Here is a 15595-nt window from a genome sequence, read left to right as displayed (position 1 = left end):
AAGGGCACTTCGAGAGCGACTGCGTTGCAGAAACCGACAGTAATATGCAGTGAGCGACATTAATCTTGATTTTGCGATGCAAAGAGCCGGCTCCGGAAATCTGCACAGTGCGATAATCTCGCCTTCATCATTCCAACTTCTGCATTCCCGAAAGCACAGGACGTCGATCACAAATTTTCAAACGTCCTAATACCTTCAGAAAAACTGGTTGGTCCATTGGCCGGCTGCCTCACGATGCTCGCGCAGACGCTATGCACTGCCCCAGCTGAAGAACTCGCGACTCTTTTTCAGGCGTGCATTTCGTTGCTTCCAATGTCCGTCGGTTTCATCGAATGCGGTCGACAGCCGAATATTCCCAAAAACTATTTGCTAGTGGATGGAATCTAACGCTTGGTGCCCGCGCTTGACGGCGGCGATGATCTTGTCGGGATCGGCGGTCCAGGTGAAGGGCTTTGGCTGCTGGTTGTGCTCGGCGAGGAAACGGTTGATGGCGGCCTGGAGATCGACAATGGAGTGGAAGACGCCGCGTTTCAGGTGGCGCTTGGACAGCTTGGCGAAGAAGCCTTCTACCGCGTTGAGCCATGAGCATGATGTCGGAGTGAAGTGGAAGGTGAAGCGCTCGTGACGGTCGAGCCAGGCGCGCACCTTGGGGTGCTTGTGGGGAGCATAGTTGTCGAGGACCACGTGCACCGCCTTGTCTGCGGGAACCTCGGTGTTGATGGCATTGAGAAAGCGGATGAACTCCTGATGGCGATGGCGCTGCATGTTCCTGCCGATGACGGTGCCGTCGAGGACGTTGAGGGCGGCGAACAGGGTGGTGGTGCCGTTGCGCTTGTAGTCGTGCGTCATCGTACCGAGCCGCCCCTTCTTCATCGGCAGGCCGGGCTGCGTGCGGTCAAGGGCCTGGATCTGGCTCACATGGGGATTTGTGGGTCAAGATGTTCGGATCAGGATTCCATGGTAAATCTCCGGTCGTTGCTGCGTATCCAAGGTCTGAGCCCGTTTGCATGACCCGGCCCGTTTCCGATGCCGCTTCAAACTCACATCCGGTCGCCGCTCACATCGGCCGCACCAATATCCCGCTTGCGTCGGGCGAGGGCTCAGGAGGGCGGGACCATTCTCTTCTTCGGCTTTTTAAGCCAGGCCAAATTTCGGTCCGCTCACCTGGATCCACCGGAGCTGATCAGGCCCCGGAAGATTGAAAAGGGGGAAGCGTTTGTTTTCAGGCGGCCGTTGTCTCGGCTCCTTCCAGCACAACCCCGGCGGTCACATATTTCCAGAAGGCGATCAGCAGCTTTCGCGCCAAGGCAACGATCAGCACTTTCCGAACTCGGCCACCATTGAGCTGTACGCGCTGATGAAACCACAGGGTCAGTATCGAACGGGGCTGATGCCTTACCCACAACCAGGCGAGCTGGATCATGGTTGTTCGCAGCCGCGGGTTTCCGGCTTTGGAGACGCCTTGTTCGTGCGCGACGGATCCGCTCCGCCAGGGCGTCGGCGCCAATCCGGCATAAGCGGCAACCTGCCGTCGGTTGGAAAAGTTTCGGAACAACCCCTCCGACCACAGGACACCGGCGAATTCCGGGAGCCGATCAAGTTCGCGTCCAATCTGTGCCTTCAAATGCTCAGGTAGCGGACGACCATCACCGGTCCTGAGTTCCTCAAGCCGCTCCCGTCTTTTGCGCAATAAGGGCCCATAGTCAGAGATGCCCTGGGCGAAGAGCAGCCCCTTGATCCGATTGACGTGCTCGACCCGCTCCGCTGTCAGCGTCTTGCGCTCGCGACAGATCCGGCGGCGATCCTCCTCTTGTGGGGTCGGTGCTCGAACCATGGCGCACACCCGCGGCTCGCCTCGCTTATACGCCAGCAGCGCGCGCACCAGAGCTTCCCCGTCGATCTTGTCAGTCTTCGCCCGTCGACGCCGGCGCGACGTCGCGATTGAAGCAGGATCAACGACGTGGCTTTCGACCCGTTCGTCCTGCAGCAAGCGGTGAATCCAAAAGCCGTCGAGACCCGCCTCCTGAATCACGATGATAGGAACGACATGCCCCGTGCGGACCTGCACCTTGTCCTTGAGCTGACAGAACCGTGCCCACAGTCCAGCGACATCGCCGCTGCGAACCGTATGCTTCGACATCTTTTCTCCGCCGCCCGGCGACAGCGATGTAATCAGCCAGGTCGATCGACTAAGTTCCAACGAGACGAAAATCGCGCCAAAATCGGTGCGGATAGCGGTCGGCGCTTGGGGTTGGTCAGTAATTATTTGCATGGTCGCCTCCAGAGTGGGTGGGTCAGCAACCTCACTCTGCCAGAGCGTCGGTCGCTATCCACTCCCCATGGGATCTCTTCTCATCCACACACAGCACCAGAGCGCGATCAGGCGGCTTCATGTAGAGCCCCACCACATCCGTGACCTTCTCCTCAAACGCCGGATCGCTGGAGATCTTGAACCTCTTCACCAGATGCGGCTTGAGGCCGGCTTCGGCCCAGATGCGCTGGACGCTCGTGCGGCTGATGCCGACCGCCTTCGCCATCGTCCGCACGCTCCAATGCGTGGCGTCCGGCGGCGTTTCGTTCGCGGTCTTGGCGAGCACTTTGCGCTTCACCGCCGCCGACAATGGCGCCCGGCCCGGCGGACGCGTCTTGTCGCGCACAAGGCCATCCACCCCTTCCGCCGCGAACCGCTCCTGCCAGCGCCACACACATGGCTTCGATTTGCCCGTGGCGCGCATGATCGCCATCGTGCCCAAGCCATCCGCGGAGCCAAGGATGATCTTGGCGCGCCATACGACTTTCGCTGGCGTGTTGCGATCCGCTACCAGGCGCTGCAGGCGCTCCCGCTCAGCCGCGCTCACCTTGAAGGATATGTTTGCTCGCATGTCCCTGAGAATGACTGATTTGCCAGGCCGTGGGAATCCTGTGTCCGGGACGGAACACTAGTGTTCCGACTCTGACGGTTGATACCCAGCTTTGACGGCTTCGAGTGCGTTGAAGGCACGCCGTTCCTTTTCCAGGATGGTGTGCGCCGTCTTGCTCCACACGAACGGCTTTGGATTGGCGTTGTGGCTCGCCAGATAGTCGCGGATGGCAGCCTCGAGCGCGGCCACGCTGGCAAACGCACCGCGCCGGATGCGCTTTCTCGTGATCTCCGCGAAGAAGCGCTCGACCAGATTGAGCCAGGAGGCGCTGGTCGGCGTGAAGTGCAGATGGAAGCGTGGATGCTTGGCGAGCCAGGCCTTCACCGCTGCCGTCTTGTGCGCCCGTAGTTGTCCACCACCAGATGCAGGGCGAAACGGTCGTCCACGATCTCGTCGATCAACTTGAGGAAGGCGATGAACTCCCGCGCACGGTGTCGCGGCTTGCAGTCGCCGATGACCAGGCCGGTCCTTACGTCGAGCGCGGCATAGAGCGTCGTCGTGCCGTGCCGCTTGTAGTCGTGCGTCATCGTCGCCGCCCGGCCCTTCTTCAAGGGCAGGCCGGGCTGCGTGCGGTCAAGGGCCTGGATCTGGCTCTTCTCATCCACACACAGCACCAGAGCGCGATCAGGCGGCTTCATGTAGAGCCCCACCACATCCGTGACCTTCTCCTCAAACGCCGGATCGCTGGAGATCTTGAACCTCTTCACCAGATGCGGCTTGAGGCCGGCTTCGGCCCAGATGCGCTGGACGCTCGTGCGGCTGATGCCGACCGCCTTCGCCATCGTCCGCACGCTCCAATGCGTGGCGTCCGGCGGCGTTTCGTTCGCGGTCTTGGCGAGCACTTTGCGCTTCACCGCCGCCGACAATGGCGCCCGGCCCGGCGGACGCGTCTTGTCGCGCACAAGGCCATCCACCCCTTCCGCCGCGAACCGCTCCTGCCAGCGCCACACACATGGCTTCGATTTGCCCGTGGCGCGCATGATCGCCATCGTGCCCAAGCCATCCGCGGAGCCAAGGATGATCTTGGCGCGCCATACGACTTTCGCTGGCGTGTTGCGATCCGCTACCAGGCGCTGCAGGCGCTCCCGCTCAGCCGCGCTCACCTTGAAGGATATGTTTGCTCGCATGTCCCCGAGAATGACTGATTTGCCAGGCCGTGGGAATCCTGTGTCCGGGACGGAACACTAGAATCTTGAATATATTCCGGTCAAAGCCGATCTCATGCAGCAACTCCAGGAGATGACCCGCTATCTTCCAGCTCTGGAAGATCCCGATTTTGCGCCCGGTGAGTTTAGTCCCGCTCAGAAGACGAAATCTGGTTCCATCATCATGCCTTATGTGATTTTCGGCGACGTCGCCGAGGCGTTTATCAGGACCGCCTATAATCGTGGATGGGTGTTACGCGGTTTCGACTGGGCATCATGGGCTCATTCGGACGAAGCTCAAGCGATGTGCGGCGATCGGGGTAGCGCAGAATCTGAGGAAGGCCGGTTATCGGAACATATCCTGGTCTGACGCGACGTCAGCTTCGATCATGTCTGGACCAGCTTCAAAATGTCGACCATCCGATTCCAAGATCGAACGCTTCGGGCGAGCGATTCTCAGAATTGATGCCGGCGAAGTTCTGAGCCCAATATCGGCACCGCTTCTCGAGAAGTTTCTGTACGAGGCGAGCGCGTTCCCTAATATTTCCGACGACGATCAGGTTGACAGCATGACTCAAGTTGTTGCGAATATCGATAGCGCAATTTTTCAAGCGAGGCGCAACAAGCAGAATTTTGGCTAGGCCCACAAGCTTCACAGGGCGATCTCGTCAGTCTACGAACGATAATCTGACGCGCGCGGACACCAGTCTCGCGCGACCGTTCCGAGCCCGATGCTTATGGCTTCCACCCGGAAGCGAGTTTGAACTCGTGGACAACTCCGCAAATTCATCAAGAGCAGGCGCACGCGGCGGTACTCGATCAGCTTCCAGAAAAGTCCCTTTCAATCGGCAGTCCTCTCGGCACGCGCGTCCGTTCGCTTCGCGACCCGTGGACCATCATCGAGCCTCGGCGGCTTGCTCCAGTTGGCGTAGCCGCGACTCTTCTTCGGTGATGTAGTTCCTCGTGTTGGGAATCGCGTCGATTTTCCTGGTAAGTTGCATTTGGAAAACCATCAGTCCGCCGTAGCGAAAACCAACTTCGCTTCCCGCCAGATAGAATTCCCACATACGGCAGAACCTTTCGCCGAGAACGGCCGCAGCATCTGCGCGATGACTGAGGAAACGGTTGCGCCACGCCGCAAGCGTGTCGGCATAGTGCAACCTCAGGATCTCGATATCGGTGACGATGAGTCCGGAATTGTCAACAGCGGGAAGAACTTCCGCTCGCGAGGGCAGCCCGTTGATCGCAAACGGCTCTATCAACTCTTGGTTTCGATGATTCAGGCTATGGTAGTTTGCTACTTTGCCCAGGAGATGTCCCGATCGCTGTTGAACTAGGTCGGGCCGACGTTGCCGGACTGAATGTTACGCGGCCCTCGTGACGTGGGCAACGGGCTTGATCGTCATGCGATCGTGGTGAGCTTGAAGGGCCGCACGCAGAACCGACAATTGCTTATGCGCCTTCAATCGTCGGAAGCCCTTGTTGGCCTCGATCATGCCGGCCGCGACCCATCGCAAGGCCATGCCGGCATCACGCCAGCGTTTGACGTTGCGTGTGACGCGGCGAATGGTGCCCATCATATTCTCGGCGATGTTGGTACAGGCGAGCGATCGACGAAGCTCCTTCGGCAGCTTCAATCGGACGACAGTCAGGATTTCGTCGACGCCTTCGAGGATGCTGGCCGCTACGCCGGGCCATCGCTGGTCGAGTCGACGCGCGAGATTGCGGATCAATTTTTCAGCCTTGTCGGCGTCATCGAGCTCCCAGGCCTGGCGCAGCACCCGACGGGTGGCCGCATGATGCTCTTTCGGCAGGCGTTCCATGATGTTGCGCGCCTTGTGGATCTGACAGCGCTGGATCGCGGCGGCCGAGCCGAAGGTGCGGCGGATCGCCTTCGACAACGCTTTCGCGCCGTCGACGATGAACAGTCTTGGCACCGTCGGTGCGAGCCCGCGCGAGACCAGGTTGTCCAGCAGGGCCTGAACCGTTGCGGCGTTCTCGGTCGCCCCTTCCACCAGCGTCAGCGGATGCTTGTTGCCTTCACCGTCGACACCGATCGCGGCGACCAGCACGAGATCGTCGCCGATATGCAGCCCGTCGATTTGGACCACCAGAAGGTCGAGCGCGGACAGATCGGCAGTCATGAAGTCGGCCAGCCGCGCCGCCGACAGCGCGACGAACCTCCGCGAGGCCGCCGACTTCGAAACCCCCGATCCGGGCGGTGCCGGCACGTCACCCTCGGGCAGCCGGACAGCGCGGCGAACCGGCGCGTCGACACGTTGATCAGCATCAGGTTCATCGCCCAGCGACCGAGCCAGTCCTCCTGCGCCGCCGTTTCCCAGCTCGGAATCGTGACCTCGCGGCCGTCCACGCCACGAACCCGCGGGCGCTCGACCTCGATCTTGCCGCCGTGGAAGCCGATCCGTCCCCGCGTGCGGCCCCAACGGTGCGCCCGCCGCGCCGTGTCACGACCGTGGCGCGGCCCGCAGGCCGCCGTGACATCCGCCTCCATCATCGTGCCGAGCGCCTCGATCCCTGCCGTAAGGCAGAACCGATCAAAGCTCGCCCGCACTTCCGCATACGCTTCGTCCACAGCCCCGGTCGCCGGCGAACCAGCTGGTGTGATATCTCTTGTCATGGCGTTGCTCTCCTTTGTGGAATCAGCACCCCGAGCCTACCGGCTCAAGGTGGGCAACGCCGACCTCTTCAGAAATTCAACAGAACCCCGGGACATCCCCTGAACCCGATTTCAATCCTTCTAGCGAGCCAAAAAAATGGATAGATACAGCAAGTTCATTCAGACCGTAATAGCGATCGCCCTGGTTTGGATCGTGATTCGACCCTTCTTCACGGTGACGGCCGCGGACGCGCAATCGATTGCCAACGTTCGCGTCGTCGCATTTGACGTGAACACTCCGCTCCCGGTCACCACTGGTGGCACGCCGTTCCCAGTGAATATCGTCGACGCGTCCGTGCCATTGGCCGTTACTATTACGGGGCCCGTACCTCTGCCGATCGTAACACGCTAGTGGTTATCCATGCTGGAACATCGCGTCCAAACCCGGGCTCTGCCGCCGCGGCGTGTATGTTTTCATCGCAAGACGGACGGCACCGATGACTCGCACTCGCGTTGCACCACCTGTCATCGCTTGCGCGGCAATAGCGATTGCGGTGATCTCTCTTTACGTCTTCGAATTTCCCTACGCCGCACTCTCTTGCGTCCTCGGCTGGACAATGCTGGGGATCGCCGCATCCGACGCCGCACGTTACATAATCCCCGATGCCTTGTCGTTGCCATCAATCCCTATCGGATTGCTGGCGACATATTTTCTGGGCGACCTCCAACGTGACCCATCGCTGACACTAGACCACACCGGGGCGGCGATATTCGGTGCGATGCTCTTGTATGGCATCAGGGAAGCCTACTTTTACTGGCGCGACAGAGAAGGCCTTGGCCTCGGAGATGTAAAACTCGGCGCAGTTGCCGGGGCCTGGACGGGTTTCCAGGGGATGACGAATGTCCTGCTATTAGGATGCATCCTAGCGATCGCCTACATCATCGCGATGATGCTGTGGCAAAGGCGGGTGCTATCCGGCGCCACCGCAATGCCGTTTGGTGTCTTCCTGGCACCGGCGATTTGGATCATCTGGTGTGCAAATGCCTTAGCGGCTGCTGCCTAGACGTCATTACCAACCGCAGCATCGTAATTCATTTAATTGCGCCTCCTCCCGGCTCGTTTCTCCCACCATAGCCCTCCACGCGTGCATCCCAAGCTGTAGGCCGCGGCGCCAACGAAGCCATGCCCGCGCGCAGCGCCTCTGCGGCATCCGCCGCGTCCTCCGGATCGCGGATAACCGTAGGTCTGATGAACACGATGAGCTCCGTCCGTGTTTTGCTGTTGTCTGTCTCCCCGCCCAATACGTCGCCCAAATACGGAATTTTGTTGAGCACAGGTATGCTCGATTTCGAACGGTTCACTTCTTCGCGTATGAGACCACCAAGAACGACCATCTGGCCACTCTGCACAGCAATAGTACTTGTGACGCGTCGCTGAGATATCGTCGGCGTGAGGGAGGCCGTTGCGTTCGCTTGACCCGTCGGATTCTGCAGGGCGCTTACCTCTTGCTGAATCTCCATCGTCACCAAACCGTTGCTGTTGATGCGGGGCGTAACGTTGAGGATAACGCCCGTGTTCTTATAGTCGATCTCATTGACGGTCGGCGAATCCGGATTGATGACACTTTGAGCTTCACGGGTGATAATCGGAACTTGGTCTCCCACTTCCAGCGTCGCTTGTTGGTTATGAAGGACCACCACCGATGGTGACGACACCACACGAACAGCGGTTTCCTGCGCAAGCGCGTCGAGAATGACTCTCGGATCGGAGCCTACGCTCCCCGCAATCAAATTGAGACCCGGTGTGACCGGAGCAATCGCCAGCGCGTCCGCAGTGCTGAATCCGATGCCCCCCGCTTTCCCGTGGTTCTTCTGGAAGAAGAACTGCACGCCATACTGCAAGTTCTTATTGAGAGTCACTTCGGCGAGAGTGGCGTTAATTAGGACCTGCAAGGGAGGCTGATCAACCCGACGCAGGATTTGGAGGATCTTTTTGTAGTTCCGCTCAGATGCTCTGATCAGAAGCTTGTTGTTGTGCTCGTCCGGGGTGATACGCACGCCGTCGGATGACGACGATGATGAGGACGTGGAAGATGTCGAAATATCCGATGACGAATCATCATCTGACGATGCCAGCGGAGGAGCGCCCTTTAACGGGCTGTTGTTGTTTGATGCTCCAGGGGTGTCGCCACCGCCGAAACTGCTATTGCCGGTTCCGCCCCCGCTAGTGCCGAATCCGCTTCCAGCCGAATTCGTTGAAGAGCTTCCAAAGCTGCTGCTGGTCGAGCTCAGTCTCGATGCTCCGAGCGTTGGCGCAACCTCTTTTTCCTCGGGTCCACGAACAGATCCGCCGCCTGAACCTGAGAACGCAGCCATCAATAGCTTTGCCAGGTCCCTGGCCCTGCCGTTCTCGACTCTATAGACATAGTAGTTGTCGTCGTCAGCGCCGCCATGATCGAGACGCGAAATCCAGTCTCCGACCTTATCGATGGTCTGGGACCGGGGGGCTAGGGCCAAAATCGCGTTGAGGCGCCCGATAGGTTGGAACCTTACCATTCCGCGACCTTGCTTGCTGGCCTGAAACACTTGCTGCAACTCGCGTATCACATCGTCAGGCGATGCATTGGCGAGTTTAAATATTCCAGCAGACTGTCCTTTCATCCAGTCAACGTCGAACATGGCAACGATATCGACAACTGACTGGCGGACTTGGCTCGATCCGCGAATGAATAGAAGGTTGTCAAAGACGCTGGCGCGAAGATCGTCCTGCTTCACCATCAAGCCATCGAGCATCCGCATCATCGCCTCGGTGGACACATACCGAAGTGCGAAAATCGACACCCCATAGCCGGCGCCAACCTCATGGCTTTCGCGGACATAGTCGAATGCTGAAATCCCCTGTTGATGAGCATCCGCCTCCGGAACAATGCGGTAGACATTGTTCTCTATGAGCAAGGCTGCGTGATTTGTTGCCAAGATGCTCTCGAGAATAGAGATGAGCTCAGCCCGCGTAACAGGACCGCCTGTCGAGACCGTCACGCGGCCCTCGACGTGGGAGTCAAAGACGTACGTAATGCCCAATGTGTCTTTGAGGATCACCTTTGCAAGTTCGGAAAGCTCAGTGTCGGCGAAGTTGAGTTCGTATCCCGTATTAGTCTGGGTAACACCCGGGGTTGAGGTCCGAGGCATTCGCGCGATCCGGTTATCGCCAGGATATTTCCGTTCTATCGAGCCGGTGCTCATACCGGGGCTAACTTGCGGCCGATATTTTGCTTGAGCGACAGGGGAAAGATCTGCGTTGGAAAGCTTAGCCATCTCATCCGGCGGCTCTATGAGTGGCTTTTCGAGCAAAGCAGAACACCCCGAAACGCTGATAGAAACACATCCGGCCAGGGCCAGAAACTTCCACCCAGTCATCAACGCTTTCCCCCGTCACCACTCGGACGCCAACTCATTTTTATTATGTGATCTATCGATTCGCTGCTCAGAGGTAGTTCGCCGAAGCCATCTGCCGCTTCCCCGGACGGCCGACCTTCCGAATCGATGAGAAGGGGACAATAGCTCGCGAAAAAAAAAGCAGTGACTTCTTTTCGTTGACCAAAGGGACTTTGAAGAACGCTCTGTGGCGCTGGCGTAACTTAACGTTCAAAGCATAACGGTGGGAAGTTTGCGTTTAGTGCACTGAATTGGATTTCCGTGCATTTCGCTCCGCAATGTACGATGCCGACAAAAGAATATCGATTAGTCTTAGATCGATTAGCCCGCACAAATCGAAATAAAAGGATTTTTGAAGCCCCTTCACTTTGCTAAGCTCACTGGCAGTCGACGCCTTCCTCTTTGGCGCTCGGTGTTGGAGGCTATGTATGAGTGGAAGCTTCGAAGATTACCTGCTCAGCGAACGGCTTATCACACCGACCGACCTGGACAGTGTAGGCAAGTTCCGTCAGGAAACCGGCGCATCCATTTTTTCCGCGTTACGAAAGGCGTCCGGCCTACAGTCGCAGGCGTTGGTTCGCGCGGTCGCGGACTTTCATAAAGTCCCAAAAGTCGAAGAGGGCGACTGGACGAGATTCCAACCGCCACAAACGGATATTTCGCCAACCTTTTTGCGGGAAAACAAAATATTCCCACTGGGAGAAGTTGACGGCGGCATCCTTCTTGCCATGGAAGACCCGTCAGACGTTCAATCCATCAACGCCGTCCGGATAGCACTTCAGCGCGAAATCATTCCTCGCGTTGCCGCGGCCGAGGACATCCTGGCTGCCATAGAGCGAAGCGCGCGAGAACGCGGAACAGCCGCCGTTTGGCAAGAAGGCAATAAAGCGGAAGGCGGCGACGACGTAGAACATCTGCGCGATATCGCACTCGGCGCTCCGGTCGTCCGATTTGTCAATCAGATGATTCAGAATGCCATCCACGCGCGTGCTACGGACATTCACATAGAGCCCTTCGATGGCCGCGTCGCCATTCGGATAAGGGTCGATGGGATGTTGCGGCAGGTCCCTCCGCCCCCGGCGCAGATGGCCAAAGCCGTTGTCTCACGCGTAAAGATTTTGTCCGGATTGAACATCGCCGAGCGTAGACTCCCGCAAGACGGACGAGCGCGCATTCGAATCAACGAGCACCGCCTCGACCTACGCATCGCCACGATCCCGACGGTGCACGGCGAGGCCGTCGCTATACGACTTCTCGATAACGTCAGGCGAATGCTGGATTTCGCTCCTCTCGGTTTTTGTGAGCGTGACGAGGCCGAAATGCGCAAGCATCTATCGGCGCCGTACGGCTTGATGTTGGTCACGGGCCCAACCGGATCCGGTAAGACGACAACGCTTGCGACAGCGCTTTCGCTACTCAATAAATCTCACCGCAAAATTTTGACGATCGAGGATCCGATCGAATACGAGCTTGACGGCGTCAACCAAACGCAAGCCAAGCCCTCGATCGGCCTCACGTTTGCGGACGCGCTCCGCTCATTCCTTCGTCACGATCCCGATGTTCTGATGGTTGGCGAAATGCGTGACGGTGAGACTGCGAGCATCGCAATCCACTCAGCGCTCACCGGACACCTCGTGTTGTCGACCCTTCACACGAACACGGCGGCTGGCGCGATTCCCCGCCTTCTCGACATGGGAATTGACGCCTTCTTGCTGGCCTCCTCGCTCAGATGTGTCGTGGGGCAACGCCTCGTCAGAGTTCTATGCGATCATTGCAAGCAGCCTTCAGATGAAAAGCTCTCGCTAGGTCGAGCACAAGCCACCGATCTTACGCCCGACGAAAATCGCCATTGGCGCGCGGTCGGCTGCGAACGGTGCTTCGGGACTGGCTACAGCGGACGCCTTGTCATCGCTGAAGTTCTGAGCGTCGATGATGAAATTCGCAAGCTCATTCAGCCGAACGCCGAGACCGCACTAATCGAGTCGGCAGCTAGAAAAAACGGCATGACGTCGATGATTATGGACGGACTGGCCAAATGCCGCTCCGGCGTCACCACACAAGAGGAGGTCCGCCGCGTAGCACTCGACGTTTGAAGACGCTCACAGACAACGTCATCAAAACAAAAAAATTGGGAGGACGCATTATGACATCGACAACTGACGAGCATCGACTCGGCGATTCCCGCCGGGCCGACTAGTCATGCTCTACCGATACAAGGCGCTGACGCGCGCCGGCGCCAGTCTCTCCGGCGAGATGGAGGCGCTGGACCGTACGACCGTCCTGCAGGACCTGCATCAGCTCGGGCATTTTCCGATCGAGGTGATGGAGATCAAGGCGTCTGCGTCCGGATCAAACAGCGCGCGCCCGTCTCTCTTCTCCGGCCTGCCGTCAAGTCGTCAGATCACACTCTTCACGCGCGAACTCGGCATGCTGATCAAGGCGGGTTTGCCGCTCGACCAAGCGCTGGCATTTCTCGAAAGAGACGCGGGCTCGAAAGCGCTCGGGCAGTTAGTCGGGCGCATCGGCGCAGAGATCAGCAGCGGAAAGAGCTTTTGCGAGGCATTAGAGCTCCAAGGGAACGCATTCCCGCCGATTTATTCTAGAATGGTCCGCGTTGCCGAAGCGAGCGGCACTCTTGATACCGTCCTCGAGCGAATAGCTGCCGGCCGGGAAAAGTCCCAAAAGCTAAAGAGCATGGCGCTTTCGGAGGTGCTTTATCCCTGCCTGCTGATCGTGATGGCGATCGCAGCCGTCACGATCATGCTGACGGTCGTCGTACCGCGCTTCAAAGATATGATTAGCAATGCCGGCACAAAGATCCCAGATCAGGCGCGCTTCGTCATCGGTGCGTCGGACTGGCTGCTCGCCAATTGGGAATATCTGCTTGCCGCCATTGCAACGACGGTCATCGTTCTCTTGCTTGGCTGGTCCAAGCTCCGCGGCCACGTCGAGACCGTTTTGCTGCGTCTCCCTTTGATTGGAAGCATTCTCAAGCTCAACTTAACGGTCCGGTTCTGCCGCACACTTGGCATGCTGATCGAGAACGGCATCGATCTGCCCGCTGCCATGAAGCTCGTCGGCGACGTTATCGGCAACAAGTCGGCGTCGGCCGCCCTGGACCGCTCATACGACGCGCTCAGAAAAGGTCGCAGCTTCCTCGACCCGCTTTCCCAGTCGGCAATCTTCCCTCCGGTCCTGATCAACATGCTTCGCGTCGGAGAAGAGACCGGGAGCCTTTCATCGTCCCTGCAGCATATGGCGGAAGTCTTCGAAGAAAAATTAGAGAGAACCGTAGAGCGCACGTTCACGATATTCGAACCAGTGATCATTCTTCTCGTTAGCGGAATCATCGCGTTCATCATCGTGTCGATCCTGAGTGCGGTCATCAGCATCAACGATCTCGCCATATGACAGAGGGCCGCGGCAATGAAGACCAAAAAAATCAATCGTTCGAGCCTCGCTAGGCGAAAGAAGCGCAAGCGCACCGGTGAGATGGGCTTCACGCTCATCGAATTGCTCGTCGTGATGGTCATTCTCGTTCTTCTTGCGAGTCTCGTCGCGCCGCGCGTGATCGGTTATCTCGGAAGTTCGCGAACGAAAACCGCCAAGGTGCAGATTGAAAGCCTGGGGACATCGCTCGAACTCTTCAAGCTCGACAACGGCCGATATCCCGATGGACGAGAGGGGCTGACTGCGCTTGTTCAGCGGCCCGGCAACATGCCGAGCTGGAATGGCCCCTACCTCAAGAAGGATAAGGTGCCGCTCGATCCCTGGGGGCAGCCGTATATCTATCGTTATCCGGGACAGCATGGATCCTTCGATATTTTGACACTCGGCGCCGACAAGAAGGAAGGCGGCCAAGGCGAGGACCAAGATGTGGCGAGCTGGCAGTAACAAAGCAGCTGCACGTGGGGAGGCTGGTTTCACGCTCTTTGAGGTGTTGGTGGTGCTCGTCGTCATTGCGCTAACGGCGGGCGCGATCTCGACTCTTTATCGCAGCCCCTCAAGCTCCGCCCAATTGAAGACAGCTTCGCTCCTGATGGCATCACGTCTCCGCGATATCAGATCGGGCGCGATGATCTCCGGGACGGATCGCGTCGCGGTGATCGACGTCGATCGGCACGCGATCGAATTCGGTAACGGCATCCCGCCGCTCGCGCTTTCAAGATCCATCCATTTGGATGTCACAGCCGCGGACAGCGAGAGACTCTCTCCAACCAGTGCGGGAATTCGCTTCTTCCCGAATGGTAGTTCTACCGGCGGCACCATCGATCTCAAATCAGAAGGCAAAGTCTATGAAATTCGCATCAACTGGCTTACCGGTCGCGTCTCCGCCGACTCGCTCAACTAAACGGCCCGTGTGCGGCGATTCAAGATCTGGCTTCACCTTGTTCGAAACGCTGATCGCGATGCTGGTCTTGTCAATCGGGCTTGTCAGCTTGTTTGAAGCTCATTCGCGCGCGCTTAAAACGGCGGGAACCGCAGCTAACTATGCCAGAGCGCGGATTCTTGCCCAGGGATTGCTCGCCGACGCCGTCTCCGGCTGGTCGGGAAAGCCGGTTGCGAAAAACGGCGAAGACAACGGCCTTAAGTGGTCGGTCGACGTCCGGCCGGAAACGGCCCCTTGGGCGAAAATTCATGCGCGCGACGATTGGAAGCTCCAGCGCGTCCGCGTGACGGTCAGTTGGTCCGGCGGGCGACAACTCGAGCTCGATTCGTTAAAGTTAGGACGTAACAATGGCTAGCGTCCCAAGACATAGAACATCGGCAAGTGGAGAGAGTGGCTTCACACTGATCGAGTTGCTCGTAAGCCTCACGATCCTGACAATGATACTCGGCCTATTGAGCGCGGCTCTTCGCACGCTCTCGCAGAATTGGAATGCCAACGCGAACGGCATCGAGAGGCTCGAAATGGTGTCGCGCGCATTCGACATTTTTCAGCGAGACGTCTCGGGCCTCCGAAGACTTAGCCGTACCGTGAATGAAAACCGGCAATTTATATTCACGGGAACCGAAAGCCGGCTGTCGTTCGTGACCACAGAACCTCCCTACCCGACCTCACCTGGCCCCTACTTCGTCGACTATTCGATCATTCACAATGGTTCGCAGACAGAGATGATCAGGGCCCGTGCGCCCTACCTAAGCAATATGTTCGCCTTTCCAGGAGCGACACCGGCAAACCAGGTGTCGCTATTGGAAGGGTCATTTAAATACCAATTCTCATATGCCCAAAAAGGCGCGCACGGTGGTCAATGGCTCGCGTCGTGGCGGAAGCCCAACCGGCTGCCGGACCTCATTCGGCTTGAGATCATCGATGCGAGGACGGGCGCCGATATCGCTCAGCCGTTTGTCGCCGCTTTGCGGACAGACGCGGAACTCGCCTGTCTCACCGAAGGCTCCGACGCATGCAGCGCACGGACAAAAGGACAGTTCAACCAGAACACCTTTGTGTCTCAGAAAGAAAGCGGGAGATAGAC

The 15595-nt window shown here is 58.4% G+C and carries 11 protein-coding genes and 5 pseudogenes; 9 read left to right on the top strand and 7 right to left on the bottom strand.

Going from position 1 to position 15595, the window contains the following annotated elements:
- Positions 1-369 precede the first annotated feature (369 nt).
- The 4 genes and pseudogenes from RLW41_RS04495 to RLW41_RS04480 all read right to left on the bottom strand — a co-directional run.
- A pseudogene (locus RLW41_RS04495) lies at positions 370-915 on the bottom strand (IS630 family transposase); the annotation flags it as partial.
- Between the two features lie 307 nt (positions 916-1222).
- A complete protein-coding gene (locus RLW41_RS04490; protein WP_414463665.1) occupies positions 1223-2272 on the bottom strand; it encodes an IS110 family transposase in 1050 nt (349 codons plus the stop codon).
- Positions 2273-2348: 76 nt separating this feature from the next.
- Positions 2349-2882: pseudogene (locus RLW41_RS04485) on the bottom strand (IS630 family transposase); the annotation flags it as partial.
- 57 nt (positions 2883-2939) lie between these two features.
- Positions 2940-4048: pseudogene (locus RLW41_RS04480) on the bottom strand (IS630 family transposase).
- Positions 4049-4142: 94 nt separating this feature from the next.
- Between RLW41_RS04480 and RLW41_RS04475 the strand changes: the two are divergent.
- The gene (locus RLW41_RS04475; protein ID WP_414463664.1) at positions 4143-4436 is read left to right on the top strand and encodes a DUF6508 domain-containing protein; all 294 of its coding nucleotides are present in this window, start codon (positions 4143-4145) and stop codon (positions 4434-4436) included.
- Positions 4437-4962: 526 nt separating this feature from the next.
- On the opposite strand, the pseudogene RLW41_RS04470 reads toward RLW41_RS04475, so the two are convergent.
- Both RLW41_RS04470 and RLW41_RS04465 read right to left on the bottom strand, forming a co-directional pair.
- Positions 4963-5301 (bottom strand): annotated as a pseudogene (locus RLW41_RS04470) (class I SAM-dependent methyltransferase); the annotation flags it as partial.
- 129 nt (positions 5302-5430) lie between these two features.
- Positions 5431-6704 (bottom strand): annotated as a pseudogene (locus RLW41_RS04465) (IS256 family transposase).
- A 136-nt stretch (positions 6705-6840) separates the two neighbouring features.
- On the opposite strand from RLW41_RS04465, the gene RLW41_RS04460 reads away from it, so the two are divergent.
- The gene (locus RLW41_RS04460; RefSeq protein WP_414463663.1) at positions 6841-7095 is read left to right on the top strand and encodes a hypothetical protein; all 255 of its coding nucleotides are present in this window, start codon (positions 6841-6843) and stop codon (positions 7093-7095) included.
- Between the two features lie 85 nt (positions 7096-7180).
- Positions 7181-7747: a prepilin peptidase gene (locus tag RLW41_RS04455; protein WP_414463662.1), complete on the top strand. Its 567-nt coding sequence runs from the start codon at positions 7181-7183 to the stop codon at positions 7745-7747.
- A gap of 28 nt (positions 7748-7775) precedes the next feature.
- On the opposite strand, the gene gspD is transcribed toward RLW41_RS04455, so the two are convergent.
- Complete coding sequence (gspD, locus tag RLW41_RS04450) at positions 7776-10100, bottom strand: type II secretion system secretin GspD (RefSeq protein WP_414463661.1); 2325 nt, start codon at positions 10098-10100, stop codon at positions 7776-7778.
- Between the two features lie 446 nt (positions 10101-10546).
- On the opposite strand from gspD, the gene RLW41_RS04445 reads away from it, so the two are divergent.
- The 6 genes from RLW41_RS04445 (at position 10547) to RLW41_RS04420 (ending at position 15593) form a co-directional block, all read left to right on the top strand.
- Positions 10547-12211 (top strand): GspE/PulE family protein, encoded by a 1665-nt coding sequence (locus RLW41_RS04445; RefSeq protein WP_414463660.1) that lies wholly within the window; start codon positions 10547-10549, stop codon positions 12209-12211.
- Positions 12212-12317: 106 nt separating this feature from the next.
- Positions 12318-13529: a type II secretion system F family protein gene (locus RLW41_RS04440; protein WP_414463659.1), complete on the top strand. Its 1212-nt coding sequence runs from the start codon at positions 12318-12320 to the stop codon at positions 13527-13529.
- A gap of 15 nt (positions 13530-13544) precedes the next feature.
- Positions 13545-14012, top strand: a complete 468-nt coding sequence (gspG, locus tag RLW41_RS04435; RefSeq protein WP_414463658.1) for a type II secretion system major pseudopilin GspG — start codon at positions 13545-13547, stop codon at positions 14010-14012.
- Positions 13993-14469 (top strand): GspH/FimT family pseudopilin, encoded by a 477-nt coding sequence (locus RLW41_RS04430; protein ID WP_414463657.1) that lies wholly within the window; start codon positions 13993-13995, stop codon positions 14467-14469. The genes gspG and RLW41_RS04430 overlap by 20 nt, the downstream gene beginning before the upstream one ends.
- Positions 14363-14863, top strand: coding sequence for a type IV pilus modification PilV family protein (locus tag RLW41_RS04425; protein ID WP_414463656.1), 501 nt, complete (start codon positions 14363-14365; stop codon positions 14861-14863). The genes RLW41_RS04430 and RLW41_RS04425 overlap by 107 nt, the downstream gene beginning before the upstream one ends.
- Entirely contained in the window at positions 14856-15593 is a 738-nt protein-coding gene (locus tag RLW41_RS04420) for a prepilin-type N-terminal cleavage/methylation domain-containing protein (RefSeq protein WP_414463655.1), read from the top strand. The genes RLW41_RS04425 and RLW41_RS04420 overlap by 8 nt, the downstream gene beginning before the upstream one ends.
- The last annotated feature ends 2 nt before the right edge of the window (positions 15594-15595 follow it).

This window comes from Hyphomicrobium sp. DY-1 (assembly GCF_047497105.1).
GTDB lineage: Bacteria > Pseudomonadota > Alphaproteobacteria > Rhizobiales > Hyphomicrobiaceae > Hyphomicrobium_B.
This window is presented reverse-complemented; position numbering and strand designations above follow the sequence as displayed.

What these genes read in the sequence shown, in the direction of transcription:
- RLW41_RS04490 (WP_414463665.1), bottom strand. Translation starts at nt 2,272, where the DNA reads ATGCAAATAATTACTGACCAACCCCAAGCGCCGACCGCTATCCGCACC.
- RLW41_RS04475 (WP_414463664.1), top strand. Translation starts at nt 4,143, where the DNA reads ATGCAGCAACTCCAGGAGATGACCCGCTATCTTCCAGCTCTGGAAGAT.
- RLW41_RS04460 (WP_414463663.1), top strand. Translation starts at nt 6,841, where the DNA reads ATGGATAGATACAGCAAGTTCATTCAGACCGTAATAGCGATCGCCCTG.
- RLW41_RS04455 (WP_414463662.1), top strand. Translation starts at nt 7,181, where the DNA reads ATGACTCGCACTCGCGTTGCACCACCTGTCATCGCTTGCGCGGCAATA.
- gspD (WP_414463661.1), bottom strand. Translation starts at nt 10,100, where the DNA reads ATGACTGGGTGGAAGTTTCTGGCCCTGGCCGGATGTGTTTCTATCAGC.
- RLW41_RS04445 (WP_414463660.1), top strand. Translation starts at nt 10,547, where the DNA reads ATGAGTGGAAGCTTCGAAGATTACCTGCTCAGCGAACGGCTTATCACA.
- RLW41_RS04440 (WP_414463659.1), top strand. Translation starts at nt 12,318, where the DNA reads ATGCTCTACCGATACAAGGCGCTGACGCGCGCCGGCGCCAGTCTCTCC.
- gspG (WP_414463658.1), top strand. Translation starts at nt 13,545, where the DNA reads ATGAAGACCAAAAAAATCAATCGTTCGAGCCTCGCTAGGCGAAAGAAG.
- RLW41_RS04430 (WP_414463657.1), top strand. Translation starts at nt 13,993, where the DNA reads ATGTGGCGAGCTGGCAGTAACAAAGCAGCTGCACGTGGGGAGGCTGGT.
- RLW41_RS04425 (WP_414463656.1), top strand. Translation starts at nt 14,363, where the DNA reads ATGGTAGTTCTACCGGCGGCACCATCGATCTCAAATCAGAAGGCAAAG.
- RLW41_RS04420 (WP_414463655.1), top strand. Translation starts at nt 14,856, where the DNA reads ATGGCTAGCGTCCCAAGACATAGAACATCGGCAAGTGGAGAGAGTGGC.